At 62.9% G+C, this 23,868-nt stretch carries 17 protein-coding genes and 1 pseudogene; 12 read left to right on the top strand and 6 right to left on the bottom strand.

Annotation, left to right across the window (positions count from 1 at the left end):
* Nucleotides 1-50: 50 nt before the first annotated feature.
* Nucleotides 51-1,082: an A/G-specific adenine glycosylase gene (locus B8446_RS09350; protein WP_048849092.1), complete on the top strand. Its 1,032-nt coding sequence runs from the start codon at nucleotides 51-53 to the stop codon at nucleotides 1,080-1,082.
* Complete coding sequence (locus B8446_RS09345) at nucleotides 1,079-1,690, top strand: hypothetical protein (RefSeq protein WP_048849091.1); 612 nt, start codon at nucleotides 1,079-1,081, stop codon at nucleotides 1,688-1,690. Before B8446_RS09350 ends, B8446_RS09345 begins: the two co-directional genes overlap by 4 nt.
* Nucleotides 1,691-1,696: 6 nt before the next feature.
* Here B8446_RS09345 and B8446_RS09340 read toward each other — a convergent pair whose 3' ends face one another.
* Entirely contained in the window at nucleotides 1,697-3,148 is a 1,452-nt protein-coding gene (locus B8446_RS09340) for a cryptochrome/photolyase family protein (protein WP_048849113.1), read from the bottom strand.
* 162 nt (nucleotides 3,149-3,310) lie between these two features.
* Here B8446_RS09340 and B8446_RS09335 point away from each other — a divergent pair, with 162 nt between their 5' ends.
* The 3 genes from B8446_RS09335 to B8446_RS09325 all read left to right on the top strand — a co-directional run bounded on the left by B8446_RS09335 (nucleotide 3,311) and on the right by B8446_RS09325 (nucleotide 7,847).
* Nucleotides 3,311-3,517, top strand: coding sequence for an entericidin A/B family lipoprotein (locus B8446_RS09335; protein WP_241767725.1), 207 nt, complete (start codon nucleotides 3,311-3,313; stop codon nucleotides 3,515-3,517).
* Nucleotides 3,518-3,684: 167 nt separating this feature from the next.
* Entirely contained in the window at nucleotides 3,685-6,279 is a 2,595-nt protein-coding gene (locus B8446_RS09330) for an MMPL family transporter (RefSeq protein ID WP_048849090.1), read from the top strand.
* Nucleotides 6,280-6,377: 98 nt separating this feature from the next.
* Nucleotides 6,378-7,847 carry a carbohydrate porin gene (locus B8446_RS09325; RefSeq protein ID WP_053053794.1) on the top strand — a complete coding sequence of 490 codons (1,470 nt, stop codon included), beginning with the start codon at nucleotides 6,378-6,380 and terminating at the stop codon, nucleotides 7,845-7,847.
* A 113-nt stretch (nucleotides 7,848-7,960) separates the two neighbouring features.
* Here the strand turns inward: B8446_RS09325 and B8446_RS09320 are convergent, their stop codons facing one another.
* Nucleotides 7,961-9,226, bottom strand: coding sequence for an NAD(P)/FAD-dependent oxidoreductase (locus tag B8446_RS09320; RefSeq protein WP_048849089.1), 1,266 nt, complete (start codon nucleotides 9,224-9,226; stop codon nucleotides 7,961-7,963).
* A gap of 154 nt (nucleotides 9,227-9,380) precedes the next feature.
* Nucleotides 9,381-9,626: a DUF3297 family protein gene (locus B8446_RS09315; RefSeq protein ID WP_048849088.1), complete on the bottom strand. Its 246-nt coding sequence runs from the start codon at nucleotides 9,624-9,626 to the stop codon at nucleotides 9,381-9,383.
* Nucleotides 9,627-9,768: 142 nt separating this feature from the next.
* Between B8446_RS09315 and B8446_RS09310 the strand changes: the two genes are divergently transcribed.
* Complete coding sequence (locus tag B8446_RS09310) at nucleotides 9,769-13,125, top strand: S41 family peptidase (RefSeq protein ID WP_048849087.1); 3,357 nt, start codon at nucleotides 9,769-9,771, stop codon at nucleotides 13,123-13,125.
* A complete protein-coding gene (locus tag B8446_RS09305) occupies nucleotides 13,118-13,744 on the top strand; it encodes a GDSL-type esterase/lipase family protein (RefSeq protein WP_048849086.1) in 627 nt (208 codons plus the stop codon). Before B8446_RS09310 ends, B8446_RS09305 begins: the two co-directional genes overlap by 8 nt.
* A gap of 100 nt (nucleotides 13,745-13,844) precedes the next feature.
* Here the strand turns inward: B8446_RS09305 and B8446_RS09300 are convergent.
* Nucleotides 13,845-14,110 (bottom strand): annotated as a pseudogene (locus B8446_RS09300) (hypothetical protein); the annotation flags it as partial.
* 143 nt (nucleotides 14,111-14,253) lie between these two features.
* Complete coding sequence (locus tag B8446_RS09295; protein WP_241767724.1) at nucleotides 14,254-14,928, bottom strand: DUF1543 domain-containing protein; 675 nt, start codon at nucleotides 14,926-14,928, stop codon at nucleotides 14,254-14,256.
* Here B8446_RS09295 and B8446_RS09290 point away from each other — a divergent pair.
* Both B8446_RS09290 and B8446_RS09285 read left to right on the top strand, forming a co-directional pair.
* Nucleotides 14,927-16,081 carry an alpha/beta fold hydrolase gene (locus B8446_RS09290; RefSeq protein WP_053053793.1) on the top strand — a complete coding sequence of 385 codons (1,155 nt, stop codon included), beginning with the start codon at nucleotides 14,927-14,929 and terminating at the stop codon, nucleotides 16,079-16,081. The genes B8446_RS09295 and B8446_RS09290 overlap by 2 nt on opposite strands.
* Before the next feature lie 553 nt (nucleotides 16,082-16,634).
* Nucleotides 16,635-18,098, top strand: coding sequence for an MFS transporter (locus B8446_RS09285; RefSeq protein WP_048849084.1), 1,464 nt, complete (start codon nucleotides 16,635-16,637; stop codon nucleotides 18,096-18,098).
* A 125-nt stretch (nucleotides 18,099-18,223) separates the two neighbouring features.
* Here B8446_RS09285 and B8446_RS09280 read toward each other — a convergent pair whose 3' ends face one another.
* Nucleotides 18,224-19,975, bottom strand: a complete 1,752-nt coding sequence (locus B8446_RS09280) for an alpha-glucosidase (RefSeq protein WP_048849083.1) — start codon at nucleotides 19,973-19,975, stop codon at nucleotides 18,224-18,226.
* A 380-nt stretch (nucleotides 19,976-20,355) separates the two neighbouring features.
* On the opposite strand from B8446_RS09280, the gene B8446_RS09275 reads away from it, so the two are divergent.
* From B8446_RS09275 to drt3a, 3 genes are all read left to right on the top strand, one after another.
* Nucleotides 20,356-22,071: a DUF885 domain-containing protein gene (locus B8446_RS09275; protein WP_084712226.1), complete on the top strand. Its 1,716-nt coding sequence runs from the start codon at nucleotides 20,356-20,358 to the stop codon at nucleotides 22,069-22,071.
* 281 nt (nucleotides 22,072-22,352) lie between these two features.
* Nucleotides 22,353-22,802 carry a hypothetical protein gene (locus B8446_RS16415; protein WP_199484084.1) on the top strand — a complete coding sequence of 150 codons (450 nt, stop codon included), beginning with the start codon at nucleotides 22,353-22,355 and terminating at the stop codon, nucleotides 22,800-22,802.
* On the top strand, nucleotides 22,799-23,824 hold the full coding sequence (gene drt3a / locus B8446_RS09270) for an antiviral reverse transcriptase Drt3a (RefSeq protein WP_306301106.1): 1,026 nt from the start codon (nucleotides 22,799-22,801) through the stop codon (nucleotides 23,822-23,824). The genes B8446_RS16415 and drt3a overlap by 4 nt, the downstream gene beginning before the upstream one ends.
* Nucleotides 23,825-23,868: the final 44 nt, after the last annotated feature.

The following is a 23,868-nucleotide window of genomic DNA, read 5'->3' as shown; positions in this document are numbered from 1 at the left end:
TTCCTTCTGGTTCAGACCTGCTGGCCTGGTATGACCGGCATCGCCGCATCATGCCGTGGCGTGCCCTTCCGGGCGAGATGCCCGACCCCTATCGGGTCTGGCTCAGCGAAATCATGCTTCAGCAGACGACGGTTGCCGCCGTCAAACCGTATTTCGACAGGTTCCTCGCCCTGTTCCCCGATGTCGAGGCCTTGGCCGCGGCACCGGCCGGGCAGGTCATGTCCGCATGGGCGGGCCTCGGGTATTACGCCCGCGCCCGCAACCTGCATGCGTGCGCCAAGGCGGTGACGGCTCTGGGGGGCGCATTCCCGCGCGATCTCGAAGGCCTGCGCGCCCTGCCCGGCATCGGCGAGTATACCGCACGCGCCGTGGGTGCCATTGCCTTCGGTCTGCCGGTCGTACCGGTTGACGGCAATGTCGAGCGCGTCACGGCACGATTGTTCGCAATCGATGCCCCGCTGCCCGGTGCCCGGCGCACGCTGGCAGCGAAGGCGGCCACGTTGAATGCAGCACCTGAGGCGCAGGCGCGGGCTTCGGACTTTGCGCAGGCGCTGTTCGACCTTGGCGCCACGATCTGCACGCCCCGCCGCCCGCTCTGCGCGCTGTGCCCCTGGCGCCCATCCTGCGACGGTGCCGCGACGGGCGCGCCGGAGCGATTGCCGGTCCGGGCGCCAAAGGCCGTCAAGCCGGAGCGCCATGGCGTGCACTTCCTGCTGCGCGACCGGGCCGGCGCGATCTGGCTGCGGACCCGTCCCGACCGGGGCCTGCTCGGCGGCATGACGGAACTGCCGGGCACGCCGTGGACCGATGCGCCGTGGAACGTCCCCGGCACCACCGGCAATGGACAGGACGCGCTGCCGTTCGCGCCTCTCGCGGCGCAATGGCGCGTGGTTGGAACGGTGCGCCACGTATTCACCCATTTCGCGCTGACGATCATCGTGGTTGCAGCCGACGTTCAGGATTTCAGTGCGTTGCGTGACGGGTTCGCTGCGGATGAGACCGGACTCGCCCGTCATGCGTTGCCGTCGGTCATGCGCAAATGCATAGAACTGGACGGCAGGGAAACAGGATCTCGAGAATGAGCGACACCGGACCGCGTTACTGGCTGATGGACTGGCACGGGCGCGTCATGGATCATGATCCGGTCCAGGACCGTCTGGTGATGCAGGATATCACCGTCGATCGCTATCCCGGCATCTGGTTCACGTGCGAGGATCCGGAGCAGCGCCCGATGCCGATCGACCTGCGCAAGACGGTTTCGCTGCCCAGCCCGCTGCCGCGTCTGACGGCGATCGAGACGGGTGACGGTCTCGTGGGTCTGCGCGACGAGGAAGCGGAGCGCGCGGGCCGCGCCGGTCCGTATGCCAAGAGCGTCAACATGGGACCGTTCGAACTCGGCAGCAATGTGCTGGCAGGGTGGGAGCGCTTTGCGATCATCTCGGAACCCATGCTGCATGGCATCCTGATCCTCGCCCAGCCGCATCTGAGCGAAATCCGCGATGAAGACGGGCAGAGCCTGCCGCCCTTGGGTATCATCCCGGAGATCCGCTGCGAGATCGGCGACATCTGCGTGCCGGTGGTAGCGATGCGGCCCGCACTGGAGCAGGTCGCCGGCCTCGCCTCGGGCACCGATCTTGCGATCGAGCTTGCAAGCGAGCCCGCGCGCCGGATCACGGTGCGCAGGCTCTGACCGGAATCAGGCAGGCTCGGTGTTCTTGTAAGCCTCGAGCGCGCGTTCACGCCCGCCCTTGAGATCGACGATCGGGCGCGGATAGGTCTTGTCCAATGTGATGCCGGCTCGCGACAGCACGTCGTCCGGTTGCTCCCACGGCGTTTGCAGCGCGCGATCGGGAAGTTTTGCGATTTCCGGCACGAAGGTGCGCACATATTCGCCGGACCGATCGAACTTCCCGGCCTGCAGCACCGGATTGAAGATCCGGAAGAACGGTGTCGCCTCGATCCCCGAGCCCGCGACCCACTGCCAGTTGACCGGGTTGTTGGCCGGATCCGCATCGACCAGCGTATCCCAGAACCACTGCTCGCCGGCGCGCCAGTCGATCAGCAGATGCTTGACCAGAAAGGATGCGACAATCATCCGCGCCCGGTTGTGCATCCAGCCCGTCTGCCAGAGCTGCCGCATGGCCGCATCCACGATCGGAACGCCCGTGCGTCCCTGCTGCCACGCTTTCAGTTCGGCAGGCGCCCGACGCCATTTCACATGGTCGAACCGGTCGCGCAGGTTGCTGGATGCGAGATCCGGCGTGCGGGCCAGCGTATCGTAGGAAAATTCGCGCCATCCGAGCTCGGACAGGAAGCCGGAGGCCCGCGCCCGGGTCGATTGCGTCGCCTGCCAGACCTGCCGGGGCGAGATCAGCCCGTGGCGCAGATCGGCCGAGAGGCGAGACGTGCCGCCTGCTGCCAGATCGTCCCGACGTCCGTCATAGTCGGAGAGTTCGTGTCTTGCGAAATGTGCGAGGCGCTCGGTCGCCGCGTCCTCGGTCGGCTCCCACGTCTCTGCAAGGCCGCCGGCCCAGTCAGGATGGGACGGACGCAGGGAGGCCGGATCCAGAATGATGTTCGCATCGAGATGCGGCAGTCGCGCGCCCTGAAGCTTGCGCGGTGCCGGCAGCGGATCCGGCGGGTCGCCTGCACTGCCGGCTGCCCGCCAGTAGGCGCCGAAGACCTGATAGTGCTTGCCGCCGTTCGTCTTCAGCACCCCGGGCCTCCGCAGCAGCATGGCCATGCTGCGATGGACGGCGATATCGTCCTGTTCCAGCGCCTTCTCGATCCGGTCGTCCTGTGCCGCCTGATCCGGTTCGACGCGGTCGTTCCAGAAGACGTCACCTGCTTTGCATCGGCGGGCCAGATCAGTGATCAGCGTCTGTGCATCGCCGGACAGGATCGCAAGCGGCACGTCATGGTGGGCCAGATCGTCGCGCAGGGATTCGAGCGCGCCCGCGAGAAACCAGCGCGCGGCCCCACCCGGGGCGCGCCCGGTCTTCTCGTCGAGCACCCAGACGCAGATCACGGGACGGCCAGTCGCCGCCGCATCGTGCAGCGCGGGGTGGTCGCCCAGACGCAGATCTTCTCGGAACCAGACGATGACAGGCGAGTCGTGTCCGGAACGGTCCTGGTGGTGTCGTGCCATGCGGGATGGGGTCCTCAAGCAATAGTGTGCATGCGCGGCATGCATGAGCACATCCGCAATATGTGCATGAACTTTGATCATCGCGCCGAGTTCAGACCGCACCCCCAACGACCGTGTGCCGATCGGCCACGAACGGGCGGTTTCGTTTCGAGGAAAATCGTCATGACGACCAAGACCACCACGTCGCGCATCAATGCCTTGCGGGCCATGACCCTGCTTGCGGCATTGGCGGGAACGGCAGGACTTTCAGCCTGCAATACCATGCGCGGTGCCGGCCAGGACGTGAGCTCCGTCGGCCACGACATGTCTCGTGGCGCTTCGAGCGCGCAGGGCTCGATCGCGCGCGGCACGGGTGCCTCGTCGAACTGAGGATCGACGGCGCCTCCCATTCGAGAGACCGGCGTTCCTCGGGGAATGCCGGTTTCCCCATGGGTCTTGTGATCCTTTCGCGGATTTGACCGCTTGCGTACCGGCAATCGAGGGCGCATGGGCTACGACGCCATCCATACAAACGTTGCCGGATCGTCCTCTTCCTGATGCTTGCTTCCCTGATCGGTCGTATCGTCGCGCTGTGCAGCCGTCGCTTCGCAGTCACCATCCTCGTTTTCGCGGTCCTGGCGCTTGGCAGCATCTGGGGCGGCGTGGCGCATCTCGGCGTCACGACCGATACGGGCGGGATGTTCGCGGCCACTCTGCCGTGGAAGCAGCGCAATGCAGCGCTGACAAAGTTGTTTCCCCAGAACGACAACACGCTGGTGGCCGTCATCCGGTCCGACATTCCCGAAGAGGGGCTGGCCACGGCACGTGCGCTGACGGCGGTCCTCTCCAAGGACCACGAGCATTTTCTGAGCGTGACCAATCCGGCCGACGATCCGGCGATCACGCGTGAAGGCCTTCTGTTCCTCGACAAGCCGCAACTTCAGTCGCTGCTCGACAGCACGGTCGCGGCCCAGCCCTTTCTCGGCACCCTGAATGCCGATCCCACGGCGCGCGGTGTGTTCCAGACCCTAGGCCTGATCGGGCAGGGCCTGCAGACCGGACAGGCTGACCTGACCAATTTCGGCCCCGAGCTGAACGGCTTCGCAACGGCCCTGAAAGCCGCAGCCGACGGGCATCCGGCCTATCTCTCGTGGCAGAACATGCTCGCGAGCCAGCTGTCGGGCATGGCGGGCCAGTATCATTTCGTCGTGGCCAAGCCGCGTCTTGACTACAGCTCGCTTCAGCCCGGCGGCCCCGCGTCCGATGCGATGCGCCACGCCATCAACGCGCTGCCCTATGTGCGCGAAGGTGTTGCAAGCGCCATGATCACGGGCGAGGTCCAGCTCTCCGACGAGGAGTTCGCGACGGTCGCCCATGGCATGACGCTGGGCCTGATCGTGTCGCTCGCCCTGGTTGCGGCATGGCTCGTGCTGGCCGTGCAGAGCTGGCGGGCAATCGTGCCGATCCTGATCACGCTCGTGACGGGGCTCGTGCTGACGACCGGGTTTGCAGCACTGAGCGTGGGCACGCTCAATCTCATCTCGGTCGCGTTCGCGATCCTGTTCGTCGGCATCGCGGTGGATTTTGCGATTCAGTTCACCGTGCGGTTCCGCGCGCAGCGCCTGGCCGATGGCAGCCTGCCGGACAGGCTGACGGCATTGGAGCGGACCGGCGAGGAAACCGGTCAGCAGATCCTCGTCGCGGCGCTGGCAACGGCTGCGGGCTTCCTCGCCTTCACGCCGACGAGCTTCATCGGTGTTGCCCAGCTCGGCCTGATCGCGGGTTTCGGCATGCTGATCGCATTCGCGACGACGCTGACGCTTCTGCCCGCGCTTCTGAACCTGTGCGGTGCCCGGATCGCGCATCGTCCGCCGGGGTTCGCGCGCGCGCGCGGGCTCGATCATGCATTGCGTCGCTATCGCGTGCCGACGCTGGGCGTTTTCGGCCTTCTGGCCCTTCTGGGCCTGATCCTGATTCCGCGCCTGCATTTCGATGCCGATCCGTTGCACACCAAGAACCCCAATTCGGAGGGGATGCGCGCCCTGCATCTTCTCGAGGCGGATCCAATCAATTCGCCCTATGGCGCGGAGCTGCTCGCACCCAACGTGCAGACGGCGTCCGAATGGGCGGCGAAGCTGGAGGCTCTTCCGTCAGTTGCGAACGTGATCTGGATCGGCGCCCTGGTGCCGTCCGATCAGAAGACCAAGATCGCGATGATCGAGGACACGGCGTCCATTTTGCTGCCGACGATCGCTCCGAGTGCGCCCGCAAGTCCGCCTGATGCCGCGAGCCTGCGTGCAGCGGCAAGCGATGCCGCCCAGAAGCTGGGTGCCGTACTCGACAAGATGCCGCAGGACAGCCCGCTGCGCACGATCCAGTCGGCACTCGCGCAGCTTGCCAAGGCGCCCGACCAGCAGATCCTGATGGCCAACGACCGACTGACGCGCTTCCTGCCGGGTCAGCTCGACGAACTGCGCGACGTGCTTGCGCCGAAGCCCATGACGATGGCCGACGTGCCGCTGTCGCTGGCTCGCGATTATCTGCTGCCGGACGGGCGGGCACTTCTGAGCATCCATCCGAAGGGACAGATGTCGGCCAATTCGGTTCTGCATCGCTTCGTGGCCGAGCTGCGTTCGGTCAATCCGGATGTCGGCGGCGCCGCCATCGAGATCACCGAAAGCGCGCACACCATCACGCATGCCTTCACGGTCGCGGCCCTGTCCGCGCTGGTGATGATCGCGGTGATCCTGCTTGCCGCTCTGCGTCGCATTCTCGACGTGAGCCTTGTCCTGGCGCCGCTGGTCCTTGCCTCGCTCATGACCGTGATCATCATCGTGGGCGTGCCGGAGACCCTGAATTACGCGAACATCATCGCCCTGCCCCTGCTCCTGGGTGTCGGCGTGTCGTTCAACATCTATTTCGTCATGAACTGGCGCGCAGGCGTCCGGGGCCCGCTTGAATCCCCGACCGCGCGGGCCGTGCTGTTTTCCGCGCTGACGACCGGCACGGCGTTCGGCTCGCTCGCGGCCTCCGCCCATCCCGGGACGGCCAGCATGGGCCGGCTGCTGCTGATGTCGCTCGGCTGCACCCTGCTTGCGACACTCCTGTTCGTGCCCGCGCTTTTGCCGAAGCGCTCGATCGATACGGAGTGACACTCACAATCCGTTGACCGGGCAACTAAGACGGGACAGTTCCGAAGTGTTTTGATAAAAAAAATGCGACCTGGCTCATTTTTTCGTTACGGTTGCGCATGTCCTTTCGTTTTCCCCGGTTTTTCGGACCGGGTGCCGCCTTGTCCGTCTTCGTCTCCGCGGCGTTGATTTTTTCCCTCCCTGCTCACGCACAGGTTCTGGACAACGATATCGGCTCCTCGCCGAATATCCGGGTCGGCACGCCCCTGCCTCCGAAGCCGTCGTCAAAAACGACTGTGCCGCCGTTCTCGCATCCCGAGGCGATCTTCACCAATCCGTTCGGGATACAGACGTGGCTGCGCGACCACGGGATCAACATTCTGCTGGACAACACGAACGAATTCGCAGGTGCCATTACGCCGCCGACGAAGGGCAATCCGCGTTTTGTGTCCTACAAGCAGGGCGCCAGCAATGCCGGCCAGTATGCTGACGAGCTGGATATCGACTGGGACAAGCTCGCCGGGATCCGCGGTCTCGCGACGCACATGATCACCGTCGGCCGTTACGGTACGACCGCGAATCGAATGTTCGGCGACTGGCTCAACCATTCGTCCGAAGATTACGGCGGCGGCGGCAACGTCGTGGTCCATCTCGTTCTGGCCTATGCGGAAGAGACGCTGCTGGGCGGTCGGATTGCGCTTGCTGCCGGCCGTATGCCGGAAGTTTCGGATTTCGCCGCATCCTCGCTCTTCTGCAACTTCATGAACAACAGCATGTGCGGACGGCCGAAGGGCATTACCGACAGCAATTTCTCGCCGGGCTATCCGGCTTCCACATGGGCCTTTCGCGCACGTTTCCGTCCGACGCGCCTGACCTATGCCCAGTTCGGTGTCTATCCGATGGAAAATGGCGTCTACGCGGTTGCGCAGCACCGCACAGGCTTCAAGTTCAACGGGTCGAACATCATCGGCTTCACCGTGCCGCTTGAAATCGGCGTCGAGCCCCTGTTCGGCAACGGCAGCCTGCCGGGTCATTACAAGCTGGGCGTATCGTTGCTGGACGAGCAGCAGCCTGACAATCTCTTCGACAGTTTCGGCGATCTGTATGCCCTGAGCGGCCGAAGCCAGCGTATGCACGGCGCGGGGTATTCGAGCTGGGGAATGTTCGATCAGCGGCTGGTTCATTTCAAGAACGGCGGCAAGGACTCGGGCATCACGGCCCTCACCGGCGTCGTCTACAACGATCCGCATACGTCGGTGCGCCAGTGGGAAGGCTATGTGGCGTTCCTCGATCGCGGCTTCTGGCCGTCACGCCCGTTCGACACGATCGGCCTCGCCTTCACCTACACGCGCATCGCACCGGGCGTCACGCTGACCGACCAGCTACTGCTGGAAGAAGGCAAGGCACTCCCCAACCACGCGACCGGCGTGCAGAGCCATGCGGAAATACTCGAAGCCAACTACGCCATTCACGTCATGCGCGGCGTGATCTTCCAGCCGGTGTTCGAATATTATTTCAATCCGAACGGGCAGGATAACCTGCGCAATGCCGCCATGCTCGGTTTCAAGAGCCACGTGGAATTCTTCTGAGCCACGCTGCGGCGACGGGTTCGACACCGGGCGAAAACATGCACCTCGCCCGGTGAGCCGAATTTAAAAAAATCTGTTCGCCGGCGCGATCATTGCACCGGCGATATTCATGATCAGTCCGCCTTGATCGCCTTGTGCGGAACTTTCACGTCGATGCCTTTCAGCATGGCCTGCCAGTACAGTCGCGGGAACCCCTGCGTCTTGAGCATCCATGCGAAGCGGCTCGGCTTGCGCTGGTCGTAGGGGAAGCTGGGTGCAGGCTTGCCGCCGTAGAGGAACTCGGCCAGCACGACCTTTCCATACGACACGGTCAGCGGACATGCGCCATAACCGTCATATTGCGCGCCGATCGGGCGACCATCGAGCGATGCGAGCAGATTGTCCACGACAACCGGCGCCTGGACGCGGGCGGCCGCAGCCGTCTTCGCATTCGATGTGCCGACGACGTCGCCCAGGCCGAAAATGAACTCGTATTTCACATGCCGCAGGGTCGCGGGATCGACGTCGACCCAGCCGGCCGCATTGGCGAGCGGGCTCGACTTGATGAAATCGGGCGCGCTTTGCGGCGGCGTCACATGCAGCATGTCGAACTTGCGCGTGACGGTTTCATCGGTTCCGACGCGCTGGAACGTTGCCTCGCGCTTCGCCCCGTCGACGCGGATGAGGTTCTCCTTAAAATGCAGATGGGCACCGTAATAGTCCATCTGCTTCTGCAGCGCCGGCACGAAATACGGCACGCCGAACAGAACGTCGCCGGCGAGCGAGAACTCGACCTGGGTGCGATGCAGGGTCCCGCGCTTGCGCCAGTGATCGGCCGCCAGATACACGATCTTCTGCGGGGCACCTGCGCATTTGATAGGCATCGGCGGCTGGGTGAACAGGGCTGTGCCGCCTTCCAGGCTCTCGATGCACTGCCAGGTATAGGCGCAGGTCTCGCGCGAGTAATTGCTGGTGACGCCATTGCGGCCAAGCGTCTCGGGCAGTCCCTCGATCTTGTCCCAGTCCAGCTGCAGGCCGGGGCAGACGACGAGCCTGCGATACCCGAGCTTGCGGCCCGAACCGAGCGTGACCGTGTTGGCGTCGGGCTCGAACGAGACGACGCGATCGCGGATCCAGTCGACGCCTTCGGGGATCAGGCCGCCTTCCTGACGCAGCGTTTGCGCCAGCGACATGACGCCGGCACCGACCAGCGTCCAGCCCGGCTGATAGGCGTGCGTGGTCGACGGTTCGACCACTGCGATCGCCAGATTCGGCCGGCGCCTGTGAAGCTGGGCTGCGACCGTGATGCCGGCCGCCCCACCACCGACGATGACGACGGTAAAGCGGTCATCCACGGCGATTTCGGAGGGTGATGCGACGGGGTTTGCGTTCTCGGCCATGGGGATTCTCCTTCGGCGTTCGATCTCGGACGTCTTGCAGGGCAAAACCTAGAACGCGCGAAAGGGTTCGTAAAATTCCCGTGTCGTATGGACGCTCCGCGCTCCCGTCAGGGGTGGCCGCCGCCCGTCAACGGCGGCCGGCCGGTCTGCCGCTTCAGGCTTCGCCTTCCTTGAACCAGACCTCGACCGGGCCTGTCGCGCGCACGGTCATGGGCCGGCCCTTGCGATCCAGCGTCCGGCCGACCGCCATGCGCACCCAGCCTTCGCTGACGCAGTATTCCTCGACATTGGTCTTCTCTTCGCCCTTGAACCGGACGCCGACGCCGCGTTCGAGCGCGCGCTCGTCATGAAACGGGCTGTCGGGGTTGGCGCAGAGCCGGTCGGGAGGGGTATCGGTCATGGAACGTGATCTCGCCTGTCAGTCTCGTATGGCACGCCTCATACCGCGCGCGGCGCGTGCAACCAAGCGCGTGTCTTGACGGCCCTTGCCCGGGCATCGTTCCCTTGAGCGAAACGTCACATCTTCCGGGAACACGATCCGCATGATCCGACCGCGCAGCGCCCTTGCCCGATCCTTGCTGGCCGCGGTCTGCCTTGCCGCGCTCGCGCCGCTTGCGCAGGCGCAGTCCGTCTCGCCCGACACGGAACAGGCGCCCGATCCGCTCCATGCATTGCCCCGTTATCCGACGCTGCATGGTCAGGATCTGGTCTTCGTCGCGCACGGCAACCTGTGGCGGGTGTCACGCAACGGGGGTCCGGCTTCGCGCCTGACATCGGATGCGGGCGAGGACATGCTGCCGCGCTATTCGCCGGACGGGCAGTGGATCGCCTTCACGGCCTCCTACCAGGGCAATCGCGACGTTTATGTGATTCCGGCCGCAGGCGGTCCGGCACGGCGCCTGACCTGGCATTCCGACATCGCCTCCAGCGCGCCTGAACGCTGGGGGCCGGACAATGCGGTTGTGACGTGGACGCCGGACAGCCGGTCGGTCGTGTTCCTGTCGCGCAGGCGTGCCTGGAACAGCTGGATCATGCAGCCCTACCGCGTGCCGGTGACCGGGGGACAGCCATCCGCCCTGCCGCTGGATCGCGCGGGCTTCATGACCTTCGGCCCGGATGGTCACACAGTCGCCCTTACCCGCATCCTGCGCGACTGGCGGACATGGAAGCGCTATAACGGGGGGCTGGCGCAGAGCATCTTCACGTATGACCTGACATCCCATGCGCTGACGCAGATCACGGACTGGTCCTGCACCAACACGCAGCCGATGTGGTTCGGCCGGAAGATCTATTTCCTTTCCGACCACGATTCCAACCGACGCGCCAACATCTGGGTCTATGACCTCGATACGAAGCAGTTCCGCGAGGTCACGCACTTCACCGACTTCGACATCGATTTTCCGTCTCTGGGCGACAGCGGCCTGACCTTCCAGCAGGGCGGCGTGCTGTGGGTCATAGATCTGCCCTCCGAGACGCTGCACAGGGTGGATACGACGGTTCCGGACGATGGAACGCGCACGAACCCGCGGCTTGCGGATCTGTCGAAATCCATTCGTGCGACCGACATGGCCGGGCAGGCCGATTATGCGATTGCGCCCAACGCGTTGCGGGCAGCCTTCTCCGCGCGTGGCGACATCGTGACGGTCCCTGCTGAACATGGGGCCATGCGCAATCTCACGCGGTCCTCGACGGCAGATGACGACCATCCGGCCTTTTCGCCGGATGGCGCGACCATCGCCTATACGTCCGACGAGACCGGATCGCAGCAGGTCATGCTGCGTCCTGCATCGGGCGGTCCCGCACGCGCGCTGACGCATTTCAGGACGGGTTATCTTTATGGCCCTCTTTTCGCACCTGACGGTCTGCATCTCGCATTTTCTGATGGTGCCCATGCCTTGTGGCTGATCGATGCGCGCGGCGGGGACCCCGTCCGGATCGCCACCGATCCGCAGATGGAAATCCACGATCAGGCGTTCTCGCCGGACGGGCAGTGGCTCGCCTTCAGCATGAGCCTGCCCAACCAGCAACGCGCGCTCTATCTCTACGAAATCTCGACCGGCCAGCTGTCCCGCATCAGTGCGCCCGGCAATTCCGACAGCCTGCCGGCCTTTTCGGCGGACGGGAAATATCTTTTCTTTGCCTCGCAACGTCAGGAACATCTGGCGGTCGCCGAGAACGAGACGAATGTCGCCCTCCTGAAATCGACCGGACTGTACGTCACGACCCTGTCGCGCACGACGCCGTCGCCTTTCGCACCGCGCTCCGACGAATCAGGGCCAGCGGGCTCGCCGAAGCCGCAGCCCGCACCCGCGGCTCATGATCGTGTGAAAATCGATCTCTACGGTCTGGCCGATCGCGCGGTGAAGGTGCCGGTGGAGGATTCCACGATCGTCAGCGTGCAGACGGCGGGTCCGGGCGTGTTCTACATGACGCAGCCCCCCTCCCTGCTGGATGGCGACTTCCCGGGCGAGAAATCTGCCCTGCACCACTACGATCTGACGGCACGCAAGGACGAGGTTCTTCAGACGGGTCTCGACAATTTCGCGCTCACGCCCGATGGCTCGCATGCCATGTTCGCCCGCGAGCACAAGTATTTCATCGCGGAGACGAAGCCGAAAACGCAGGCGCACGAAATCGATGTCTCGAAACTGCGCAGCTGGGTCACGCCGCCGCAGGAATGGGCGGAGATGTTCGAGAACGCCTGGCGTCTGGAGCGTGATCTGTTCTTCAATCCGCAGATGAACGGCACCGACTGGCAGCAGATCCACGACAAATACGCGCAGTTCCTGCCCCTGCTCGGCTCGCGCGAGGATGTGAACTGGCTGCTCGGGTCGATCCAGGGCGAGATCGGCAATTCCCACACCTATGCGGGCGGCGGTGACATGGACGATCTCACGCCGCCGGCACCGACGCCGCTGCTCGGCTGCGATCTGGCCGTGGACGAGGCAACGGGCCGCTACCGGATCGTGCATGTCCTGCGCGGAGACAACACACGCCCCGATTATCGCGCGCCGCTCGCCCAGCCGGGGCTCGCCGTGCATGAGGGAGACTATCTGTTGGCGATCAATGGCGTTGCTTTGGAGGCGCCGACTGATCCGGACAGCCTGCTCGCAGGCGCAAGCGGCCCGATCTCGATCACGGTATCCGACCGGATCGACGGCGCGAAGCGTGATGTTCTGGTCGATCCGGTGAAGAGCGAGCTGTCGCTGCGGGAAGCAGACTGGATCACGCACAACCGGGATGAGGTCGGCCGCCTGTCGCATGGGCAGATCGGCTATATTTATCTGTCCGACATGGAAGCGCTCGGCCTTCAGCAGTTCATGCGGCAATTCTATGCGCAGCTCGACAAGCGGGCCGTCATCATCGACGACCGCTGGAACGGCGGCGGCTTCGTGGACGAAATCATTCTCGAGCGTCTGCGCCGTGTCCTGATCGGCATGGGAACCGACCGTGAAGGCTACGGCATGACGCTGCCGAACCAGTTGATCGCGGGACCGAAAGTCACGCTGATCAACCATTATTCCGCGTCTGACGGCGACATGTTCCCGTATTATTTCCGTCAGTACGGGCTTGGAAAACTGATCGGGACCCGGACCTGGGGCGGTGTGCGCGGCATCCGCGGCATGTGGAACCTGCTGGACGGCGGCTATATCTCGATTCCGGAAGATTCATTGTATGACCTGAAGTCACACTGGATCATCGAGAACCACGGCGTCGATCCCGACATCGTGGTGGAGGATGCGCCTGCGGATCTCCTGCGCGGCGAGGACAAGCAGCTGGAGACGGCCGTCTCGACGCTGCAGGCGGAGCTTGCAAACCAGCCCGCCGCCCTTCCGCATCCCCCGGGCTGGCTGCCCGCCTATCCGCCGGGCAATCCGCCTGACACGCATCATGACTGAAACCGACGACATGCGGGTCTGTTTCTTCGGCGACAGTTTCACGGCCGGCACCGGGGATGACACGGCCCTCGGCTGGGTCGGCCGCGCCGTGGCCGATGTCCGGCAGCGCGGCGTGGATCTGACGGCCTATAATCTGGGGGTGCGCGGGGAGACGTCGATCGATATCGCCCGCCGCTGGAATGCCGAGGCCGGACCGCGGCTTCCGGAGGGCATACGGGCGGGCCTCGTGTTCTCGTTCGGTGTGAATGACTGTGTGACGGGTGTCGCTGGACAGATGCGCGTGCCGGTGCACCAGACGATCGAGACAGCACAGTCCATTTTCGCGGATGCGGCGCGGGCGGGGTGGCCGGTCCTGATGATCGGGCCGCCGCGTTGCTTCGAGGCGACGCTGGATCTGCGGATCGCGGCCCTGACGGATGTGCTGGCCCCTGTCTGCGCAGAATTCGACATCCCGTTCCTGCCGCTGTTCCATCGCATGCCGGATGCCGCGTCACGAGAGGGCGGGATCTGGCAACAGGAATGCGCCGACGGGGACGGCATCCATCCGAACGCGGGCGGCTATGCGATGATCGCGCGGATCGTGACCGGCTGGGATGCATGGGGCGCGATGTTCGGCTGAGGCAGCGTTGGCATTTGCAGAGCTGCCGATAGCCCATCCGCCATGATCTCAAGCTGGCCAGACGAATTTTTCAGTCGCAGGGTTCGGCGCGCATTGCCGGGACAATTTCGCTGACCGAACGCACACGACGATTGCCGAGATTGTCGATGTCGTCGATCTGCCCGCGCCCCTCCTTGAGCTCGCACATGATCTTCACGGTGCGCAGGATGTCTTCCTTGCGCAGGACACGAAGCGTGTCCTGCGCATCCACCTCGAGACGCATGTTCATCTTGACGCAGCCGACAGATCGTATCGATCATCGTCGAAGAAAAGGCCCTGGAACATGGCTTCCGCCGTTTCCGGGGTCAGCGGCTCGCCAGATCGTACCGGTCAGGCCGTCTGTCATGACATGGTCTCTCTTGCGAAAACGTGTCCGTCTTCAAACTGCCGGACCGGCGGGCCGCAGCGGCTCAGGCCCATCCGGGTCGGAGCCTTGGCACACCTGTCTACCTTCGCCGGACGGCTGTCGCTCAGATCCGTTCGTAGCCCTGCCAGGCGGCCGTGACAGGCGATCCTTCCTCACATGGCGTCAGATGGATATGCAGCCCGTCGATCTGGTCCAGCGGCACACAATCATCGACTTCCATGAAGTTGTCCCGGTGGCGATGCGTCCGCCCCGGCAGGAGCATATGCCTGGCCTTCGACTTGGCTTCATCCGGCGAATGCGCGACCAGAAATGTGAATTCGTGATCTTCCCTCAGGGCACCCGGTTCGTATCCGCCCATGTTGATGAAATACAGGCGCGGGGCGCGGGCCTGCGGCTCCGGCCGGAGCGATATGGAGTAGCCATCCGCCCAGGACACGATGCCGTAGGCATCGATATGCAGCGAGCCCCGTGTGCCGAACCAACGCGCGACAAGGCCTGCATGGGCCTCCTCCGGCCGCTCGGCAACAGCGAACTGCACGTCGTGGACCTCGATGTTCGCGCCCGGCGCGGCACCGCCGAGGTAGAAGACAAACAGCTTTTTGTCGGACATTTCCATCATGATGCTGTCTATCCCATCGCGGCCGCTCCGGAAATCCGGACGTGCAATCGACGAGACACGGACGTCGGGCGAGGGATGCGGATTGGCCGCCTCTCTTGCGGCGGGCGCGGTGTGGACGGAATACTCCCGATCGGCTCCTCGACCATACAAGGTATTCATGCAGCAATCCGTCCGCCTCGCAGCCCTGTCCCTCCTCGCCCTTGCAGGCTGCGCGCACGAGGTGCCGATCCCCGATCTCCAGGGCGAAGGACCGGCCCCCGGGCAGCGGGTTTCGCTGACGCAGCAGAGCAGTTCCCTGCCCGGCACGACGTACAAGCTGGTCTATCGTTCGCAGGACGCGCTGGACCCGCACAAGCTCGTCCTCGTATCGGCCAAGGTCCTGCTGCCGCCCGGCGCGCCGCCGGCCGGTGGCTGGCCGGTGCTGGCCTGGGCGCATGGCACGACGGGGCTTGCGATCACCTGTGCGCCCTCCGTGCAGGGGATCGGCGTGCGCCAGTCGGAATTCTACCGCACATGGCTCAATCATGGCTTCGCGGTCGTGGCGACCGACTATCCCGGCATGGGTCAACCCGGCCACGATCTGTATCTCAATGCGCGGTCGGAAGGTGCCGCTGTTCTGGATGGTGTCCGCGCGGCGCAGAGTGCGATTGCAGGCGTCGGGCAGGACGTTGTGATCGACGGCCATTCGCAAGGCGCGCAGGCGGCGATCGCGGCGGCCGGAATGGCGCCTGATTATGCCCCTACCCTTCATATCCGCGGCACGATCGCGGTGGCGCCGCCCTATTTCAACGATGACAGCGGCAGAACGCTGTTCGGCACGGGCCGCACCGCGCGCCAGTTCTCACCGAACGTGGTCTATGGCCTCATGCTTGGTGCCTCGCTGGGCAGCGCCGATCCGTCGTTCGATCCGCAGCAGGCGTTCCGCCCCCGTGCGCTCGCGTTCTACCGACGCGCGCAGGAGGAGTGCCTGGGGGATTTCTACGGAGCCGTCGATCATGCCGGGCTGACGCCCGCCAACACGTTTACGCCCGATGCGGCACAGGCGCTTGCACCGGCCCTGGCCTGGGGACGCTATCCGACGCTGCACCTGACGCAGCCGCTGCTGCTGGCGATCGGTACAGCCGATATCCAGATCGCTCCGGCCGAACAGAAGCGGCTTGGGGCCGATCTGTGCGCTGCCGGCACGTCCGTCGCCCTGCATACCTATCCCGGACAGGGTCATAGCGGCGCGCTGGAGAAGTCCATGCCGGACGCCCTGCGCTTCGCGCACGCTGCCTTGTCGGGGGACGTCGGCGCCAGTACCTGCCGCTGAGGCCGGACCCTGCGATCCGTGTCTGGAATCACGCACTGCGTCCGGCGGCGGGAACAAGGCGATGATGCGACGCTGGTCTGATGATCTTGCGCTCGCTGAAGCATTTGGGCGCTTCGCGCGCAACGTGACACGGGGCGGACGTCCGGACGCTCGGCCCGACGGCGGTCGAGCAGGGTGATCCCGGATGGAGACTATCCTGTCTGCACGTTCATGGGCGCCGGGGGCGCTGCCCGTGAGACCGGAATTTGCGAGGGCTTTCGGGCGCGCCGCAGGGCTTGTTCGCCGTCCTGCGGATGGTGAGCAAACTCCGAACGCCGGAACCAACGTAAAGCGCGCTCCGTTTTGCCACACCATTGTTGAGGGCCTTGGCATATTTTCCTTGGATACCGTGTATCCGGCACGGCGACTGTCTAACGGCCAAGGATAGATGATATCTGCTTCATGTGATTCGTTGTTACGATCATCACATAAGCTTGTGGGGTCGAAACCGAGGCACGCGCGCGCCCGTTGCCCGCGACCATCCTGTGCATCCAGACGTGGCAAAGGCGGATCCATGGATCAGACAGTACCCCTGACGGCAGAACAGATTTCCGACGAAGAGCGCGGCATCATCTGGACGACGATCCCGGCGCGCCTGGACCGGCTGCCGTGGTCGCGTTTTCACATGGTCGTGGTCATTGCGCTCGGCATCACCTGGATCCTCGACGGACTCGAGGTCACGATCGTCGGTGCGCTCGGGCCGATCCTGCAGAGGTCCGACACACTGGGCCTGAGCGCCTCCGAGATCGGAGCCGCGGCATCGTTCTACGTTGCGGGCGCCGTGTTCGGGGCTCTCCTGTTCGGCTGGATGACCGACCGGATGGGCCGCAAGCAGATCTTCTTCCTGACCTTGGGGATCTATATCCTCGGCGTCGCCGGAAGTGCGGTGTCGTTCGACATGGCGAGTTTCGCGGTTGCGCGTTTTCTGACCGGGATCGGGATCGGCGGCGAATATGCCGCCATCAATTCGGCGATCGACGAACTGGTCCCGGCGCGCCTGCGCGGTCGCGTCGATCTCATCGTGAATGCGACCTTCTGGGCGGGCGCGGCACTCGGCTCGGCCGGGACGATGCTGCTCCTGCACAGCCATGTCCTGTCGATGGCGGTGGCCTGGCGGGCGCTGTTCGGGATCGGCGCGTTCCTGGGACTGTGCGTGATCGGCATGCGCGCGTGGGTGCCCGAAAGCCCGCGCTGGCTGATGACGCATCGTCGGGTCGAGGAAGCCACGGCCATCATCAACAGGATCGAGGCGCAGTGCGCACATGTGCCCGGCGCGGTGCCCGCGATCCGCATCTATGCGCAAGGCTCGTTCGGGCTCCGCCGCGCCTTGCTGATCATGGCGACGCAGTATCGCGCCCGTGTGTTCTACGTCATGGTGCTGATGGTGTCGCAGGCGTTTCTCTACAACGCCGTGTTCTTCACCTACGGCATGGTGCTGACGCATTACGATGCGGTCGCACCCGATTCCGTCGGTCTGTATCTGCTGCCGCTGGCCATCGGCAATCTGCTCGGGCCGATCCTTCTGGGGCCGTTCTTCGACACGATCGGCCGCAGGCGCATGATCGGTGCGACCTACGGGCTGTCCGCCCTTCTGATGATCGGCATGACCATCGCCTTCGTGCAGGGAGAGGTCGGCGCACTCGGACAGACATTGTTGTGGGCCGCGATTTTCTTCTTCGCTTCTGCTGCCGCCAGTTCGGCCTATCTCACCGCGAGCGAGATCTTCCCGCTTGAAATGCGCGCGCTTGCCATCGCGCTGTTCTATGCGGGCGGCACATTGTTCGGCGGCGTGTTCGCGCCGTTCGCATTCAGCCTGCTGATCGGCCATGGGGCACGCGGCGAACTGGGCCTGGGCTATGTGGTCGCGGCCGCCCTGATGGCCTTTGCAGCGCTCGTCGCACTGGTCTGGGGCGTGGATGCGGAAGGGCGCTCGCTTGAAGACGTAGCACCTCCGCTGGGTGGCGGAGACATGGTGTAGGCCGCGGCAGGGAGTGCCGAAGCCGCGCCTGCCTTTCTCAGCGAGACGGTTGCTCGCAGGGATCATCCGATCCGGTGCCGCCTCGATATGGGCCGGGCCGGATCATTTGCGGGAGGCGCAGCAGTTCACGCGCGATAGATACGCGCTTCCCATGGTGCGAGCCACGTCACGCTTTTTGCAGCGCCTTCATGCTTCACGCTGGAGAGCAGAAGCGACGCCGTGGTGAGAACGGGGGCCTCGTATGTAAACCCGCGATCCGACATGTTGATCAGGACCAGAATCCTGTCGTTCCCCTGCTGGCGGGCATAGAAGAAGGCGCCGGGGTGATCGGGATCGAGGTCCTGATACGAGCCGTAGACCAGCGCCGGATACTGGCGTCGCAATGCGATCAGATCGCGAAAATGATGGTACACGGAGCCTGACTTCTGAAGGCAGTCCTGCGCGTTGATCTCGGTGTAGTTCGGGTTGACCCGATACCAGGTCTTTTCCGCCCGGGTGAAAACGGCGTTGCGGGACGAGTCCCATTGCATGACGCTCCGGGCATTGTCTCGGCCCAGTCCCTTCAGACTCTCGAAGAACGCTTCCGGATCGATGCCCTGACGCTTCACTTTTGCATCCCACTCGATCGGGGCCTGGACGTCTTCGAAATCCGCGAGATCGCTGAAGGGAAGGTTCGTCATGCCCAGCTCTTCACCCTGGTAGATGAAGGGCGTGCCGCACTGGGTCAGGAGCATGGTCGCGACCGCCTTGGCCGAGGCCTCCCTGAACGGGGCCGTATCGTTGCCGAAACGCGAGACGGCGCGCGGCTGGTCATGATTGTCGAGAAAGACGGTGTTCCACGAATCCCGCGACTTTGGACGCCCTGCGGCGGCATAGATGTTTTTCAGCTTCGACAAGGGCCACGCGACCTTGCGCCAGCCCTGCCGATCAACATGAACGATGTCGAAGGCGAAGACCATGTCCAGCTCGCGTCGGGCGCTGTCCGTGAAGAGCGGGATATCTTCCGCATGCATGCCGTACGCCTCGCCGACGGTCATGACGTCGTAGTGCGACAGGACGCGGTCGTTCATTTCGCGGAGATAGGCATGCAGATGCGGGCCGGCCGCATACACGTATTCGGGTGCCTGCAGCTCCTTCGGCGTCATGTCCCGGAAGGACGGCATCTTGGAAATCATGGTGATGGCGTCCATGCGGAAGCCGGCGACCCCCTTGTCCAGCCAGAACTTCATGATCGAAAAGACTTCGTCCCGAACGGCGGGATTGTCCCAGTTCAGGTCGGGCTGGTAGGGCGAGAACAGGTGCAGATAATTGCTGTTCGTCGCCGCATCGGATGTCCATGCACTGCCACCCCAGGGAGACGGCCAGTTGTTGGGCGGGCGACCCTGTTCCGAATCACGCCAGATGTAATAGTCCCGATAGGGGTTGTCGCGCGACGCGCGGCTCTTCTGGAACCAGGGATGCTGGTCGCTGGTGTGGTTCACGACCAGATCGAGTATGATCCGAATTTCAAGGGATGATGCCTTCGTCATCAGCTTTTCGAAATCGTCCATCGTCCCGAATTCGGGCATGATGGCCTTGTAGTCGCTGATGTCGTAGCCGTTGTCGCGATTGGGCGAGGCAAAGATCGGTGCGAGCCAGATCGTGTCCGCGCCGAGGTCGCGGATATAGGACAGTTTCTCGGTGATGCCGGGAATGTCGCCGATTCCGTCGCCGTTCGAATCCCTGAACGAGCGTGGGTAGATTTCGTAGATGACGGCTTCCTTCCACCATCTCCGCGCCGGTGCCGACGGATGACCCGATGCTGCATGCGCCGGGCCGACCATGACCATGGCGGCTCCGGCAGCAGCACCACTCAGAAGGCTTCTCCGCTTCAGCATTCGTCTCTCTCTTCAGCTCTCGTGCGACAGGGAGCGGTCAAATCTTTCATGCCCCGCAGGATGAATCGGCTGGGGCGTTCTTGGAAAAACAGCCTTGCTTCAGGCATCCGTTCACAAACGTGCGACGCCGGCGGCTCTCTCGATCGCCATCGGACCGCCAATGGAATCTATCGATATCGAAACGCTCTGGCATGTCGAGGCTTGCACCTTCACGGCCGATGCTTTGGCGATATAAAAATAACTTATGGCCCCCGATATGGAGGGCGCGAGCTTGCCTGCGGGAGGCCCGGGGTCGCCGGCGGTCTTTTCCGCTCACAAGGCCCTCGCATCCGTGTCCCATTGCGTTTGCGCATCATAGTCACCGCCATTATCGTCACGGCATGAACACACGCTCACGCCGCACGCGACTCACTCCGGCACTTGCCCTGGCTGCAATGATGACGACGATGGGCGCGCAGGCTGCCCCGTCGCTCGATGCGCTCGAGAAGGCGCATTTCGATGCCGAATGGGCGGCGGCCCCGGTGAACGCAACGGCGCTCGGGCTCCACGCCACGGACGGCAAGCTCGATGACGTCTCCGCTGCCGTCATTGCCGAACGGACAGCGCGCCTGCACCGCGAACGCGATGCGCTGGCGGCGTTGGACGTCAAGGCGTTGCCGCAGCGCAGGCAGGACGATCGCGACATTCTGGTCGCTTCGATCGATCGGGAGCTGATCGAGAACGAGCGCATCCAGTCGTTCCGGCACAATCCCGATTTCTACGTGAACCTCGCCACGGCCGCGCTCTACAGCCTCATCGACCGCGATTTCGCGCCGCTGCCCGTGCGGATGCGGGACGTCGTCGCGCGCGAGGCGCAGATCCCGGCGATGCTCGCGACGGGCGCCGGACAACTCGATCAGGTGCCGGCCGTCTTTGTGGAGATCTCGAAGGAAGATCTGGCGGGCGCCATCACCTTCGTGCGCGACAACGTGCCGGCCGCATTCGCCGACGTGAAGGACAAGGCTTTGCAGGCGCGCCTGCGCGCGACGACAAGAACGACACTCGCGGCTCTCAAGGCGTTTCAGGCCCGGCTCGATGCGATCAGGCCGGGCGGCACGTTCGTCCTCGGTGCGGATACGATCCACGCCATGCTGGCGACCGAGATGGTCGACACGCCGATCGCGACGATCATCGCGGCCGGACGCGCGCAGCTCGCGAAAGATCAGGCCGCGTTCCACGAGGCGGCCCGGGCCGTCGATCCGGCCCACCCCGATCAGGCACTGTCGGAAATCCGCCGCGATCATGTCGCTGCACCTGCACTGAACCAGCTCGTGCGCGACCAGCTGACGGATGCGCAGACGTACGTGACGGCGCACAGGCTGGTGACGCTGCCGAACATGACGCTGCCCGAGGTGCTGGATACGCCGGGCTTCGAGCGGTCCCTCATCACGGCGGCGACGGACTGGCCCGGCGCGTTCGAGACCAAGGCCACGACGTCCTTCTATTACGTTACCCCGATCGACCCGAAACTGTCGCCCGCCCAGGCCGAGGAATCGCTCGAGGACGACAACACGCCGTCCATGCTCAACATCACCGTGCACGAAGCCATGCCGGGTCATTTCGTGCAGGGGCTTTATCTGCGGGCCAATCCAGACTGGTCCCTGACGCGCAAGAGCGCGCAATCCTATGCCACGACCGAGGGCTGGGCGCATTACACCGAACAGATGATGATCGAGCAGGGCTTCCATGCCTCGGACGCCCGGCTGCATCTCGCGCAGTTGCAGGACGCCCTTCTGCGGGACTGTCGCTTCCTGGCTTCCTTCGGCATGCACACGCAGGGCATGACGCTGCAGCAGGCAACCGGGCTGATGCAGCATGAATGCTTCCAGTCGTCGGTCATGGCCTACAAGGAAGCGCGGCGCGGCACGGCCGACCCCGAGTATTACTCATACCTGCTCGGCAAGCTCATGATCCTGCATCTGCGGCAGGACATGAAGGCGACGCAGGGCAACGCGTTCTCACTCGCCGCATTCCACGATGCCCTACTCGGCGCCGGACTCGTGCCGATGAAGATGATCCGGCGGGAAATGACAGGGCGGGATGGGGCGATGTTGTGAGGGGGGCGGTTGGTAGTTGGCGTGTCGGGACGCACGGCAGTTATAGGGGGAACCGGAATGTCCACTGTTGGGACGAAATGAACCAAAAAGCTGACATTTTCTTCCAAGACGCTTGAGGCGGCTCGTAGCTCTAAGCAGACCCCGCCATCCAGATGCCGCATTGTACTCTGCCTGGTGCTAATGGCAGGAAGTGGTCATTCGCTGCGTCAAGTATTAACGGCAGCCTTACAAAAACGTTCAACCAGATCATGTAAGCAAAAGACGGAAGTCTACATCGCTAGGTGAACGAATTCGTAGGCGGCCTTGACGGGGGTTGCATTTCAGTGAGGCAGGCCGCACCCTCACACCGACCCATATTAAAGCCACGTGAGTATATTTTGTTAGACCAAACATTTTCTGCAGGAAACCTCAGGAAAATATCTGAGAGAGAGAAGCGGCGGGGGAGAGTTCGGGATCTTGACTTCTTCGTTTCTGTGAAAGCGAAGACGGAAGAGCTGAAACAGGCTATTCGAGAGACCAAAGAATTCAGACATCTCCATCCAAGAAAATACTCAGACGAAGAACAGGCTGAGTTCAATCACCTTAAGGAGCGCCGCGAAGAGAAGCGGCGCGAGCGTGATGATACTCTGTTCCGAGAGCTTGATGGTGTTTCCAGTCAGATAAACAGGAAAGACTTTGAAGTTTCGTTCACCCAAGAGGACGGTCCTGGGGGAAAAAAGTCTACGTTATAGATCAAGAGCTTCCCGACCAGTTCTACGCAATCAAAAAGTTGGAATCCAACCTTGCGTCTCTCTACCGTCTCAAGCCGGCCAACAGAGATGAGGTGATGAAGCAACTGATTGGTATGATATCGGATGGCTTTAACTATCACGTCTTACGAACGGATATTTCGAGCTTTTTTGAAAGCATTCCCCACGACCGAATACTTAAGAAGTTGAAGGAGGATCAACTCCTCAGTCAAAAATCCCTCAGACTTATCTCGGGAATTTTATTCAGGTATGCATGGTTGGCTGGCACACCGGGGATTGGCTTGCCTCGAGGGCTTGGGATAAGTTCCTACTTATCGGAACTTTACATGAGAGAGTTCGACCAACGTATAAAGATATTAGGCGAAGTGGTTTTTTACGCCAGATATGTTGACGATATTGTTATTCTTTTTGCGCCACTGCCTGGAACAGATGTTAGGGTGAAACGCCCAAAAATTCGCGACTACCTGAGCGACATTTCTCTAACAATGAACGAGACCGCGCAGAAAACAAAGGAGTCACCTGTTGATAGCCAGGGAATTCCAGACGCGAAGAATGCGTGGAGCTTTGAGTATCTAGGGTACCGCATAGATTTTCGCTCAGGTTTGTCAGTTTCTATGAGCCGAAAGCGACTTGCGAGATATAAGAACAGGCTATCAGCCTGCTTTCAGAGGTATGAGAGTCAGAGGTCAAAAAATCATAAGAAGGCATATCGGATTCTCATAAAGAGGGTTCGCTTCCTTACGAGTAATACTCAGCTTACTCACAATAAAAGCAACGCATATGTAGGAATTTATTTCAATAATATGCATCTCACAGATCGAAAGAACCTGATAGCTCTTGATCAAATTCTATCTGCGAATGTAGCCCGTCTTTCTAGCTCATCGCTGATGGCGAAATTATCAACATATTCTTTTGTCAAAGGATTTAATGAAAGAACATTTCGACGTTTCCACAACAAAGGTGAGTTCACGGAAATTGTAGAGGCTTGGAAGTATGAAGAGTAAAGCTAGAGCGGCTCCACTGAACGCTGATTCTGTGGCGTGACAGG

It is taken from the genome of Tanticharoenia sakaeratensis NBRC 103193 (assembly GCF_000963885.1).
GTDB lineage: Bacteria > Pseudomonadota > Alphaproteobacteria > Acetobacterales > Acetobacteraceae > Tanticharoenia > Tanticharoenia sakaeratensis.
Note: the sequence above shows the minus strand (reverse complement) of the source record. Positions and strands in the feature narration are given on the sequence as shown.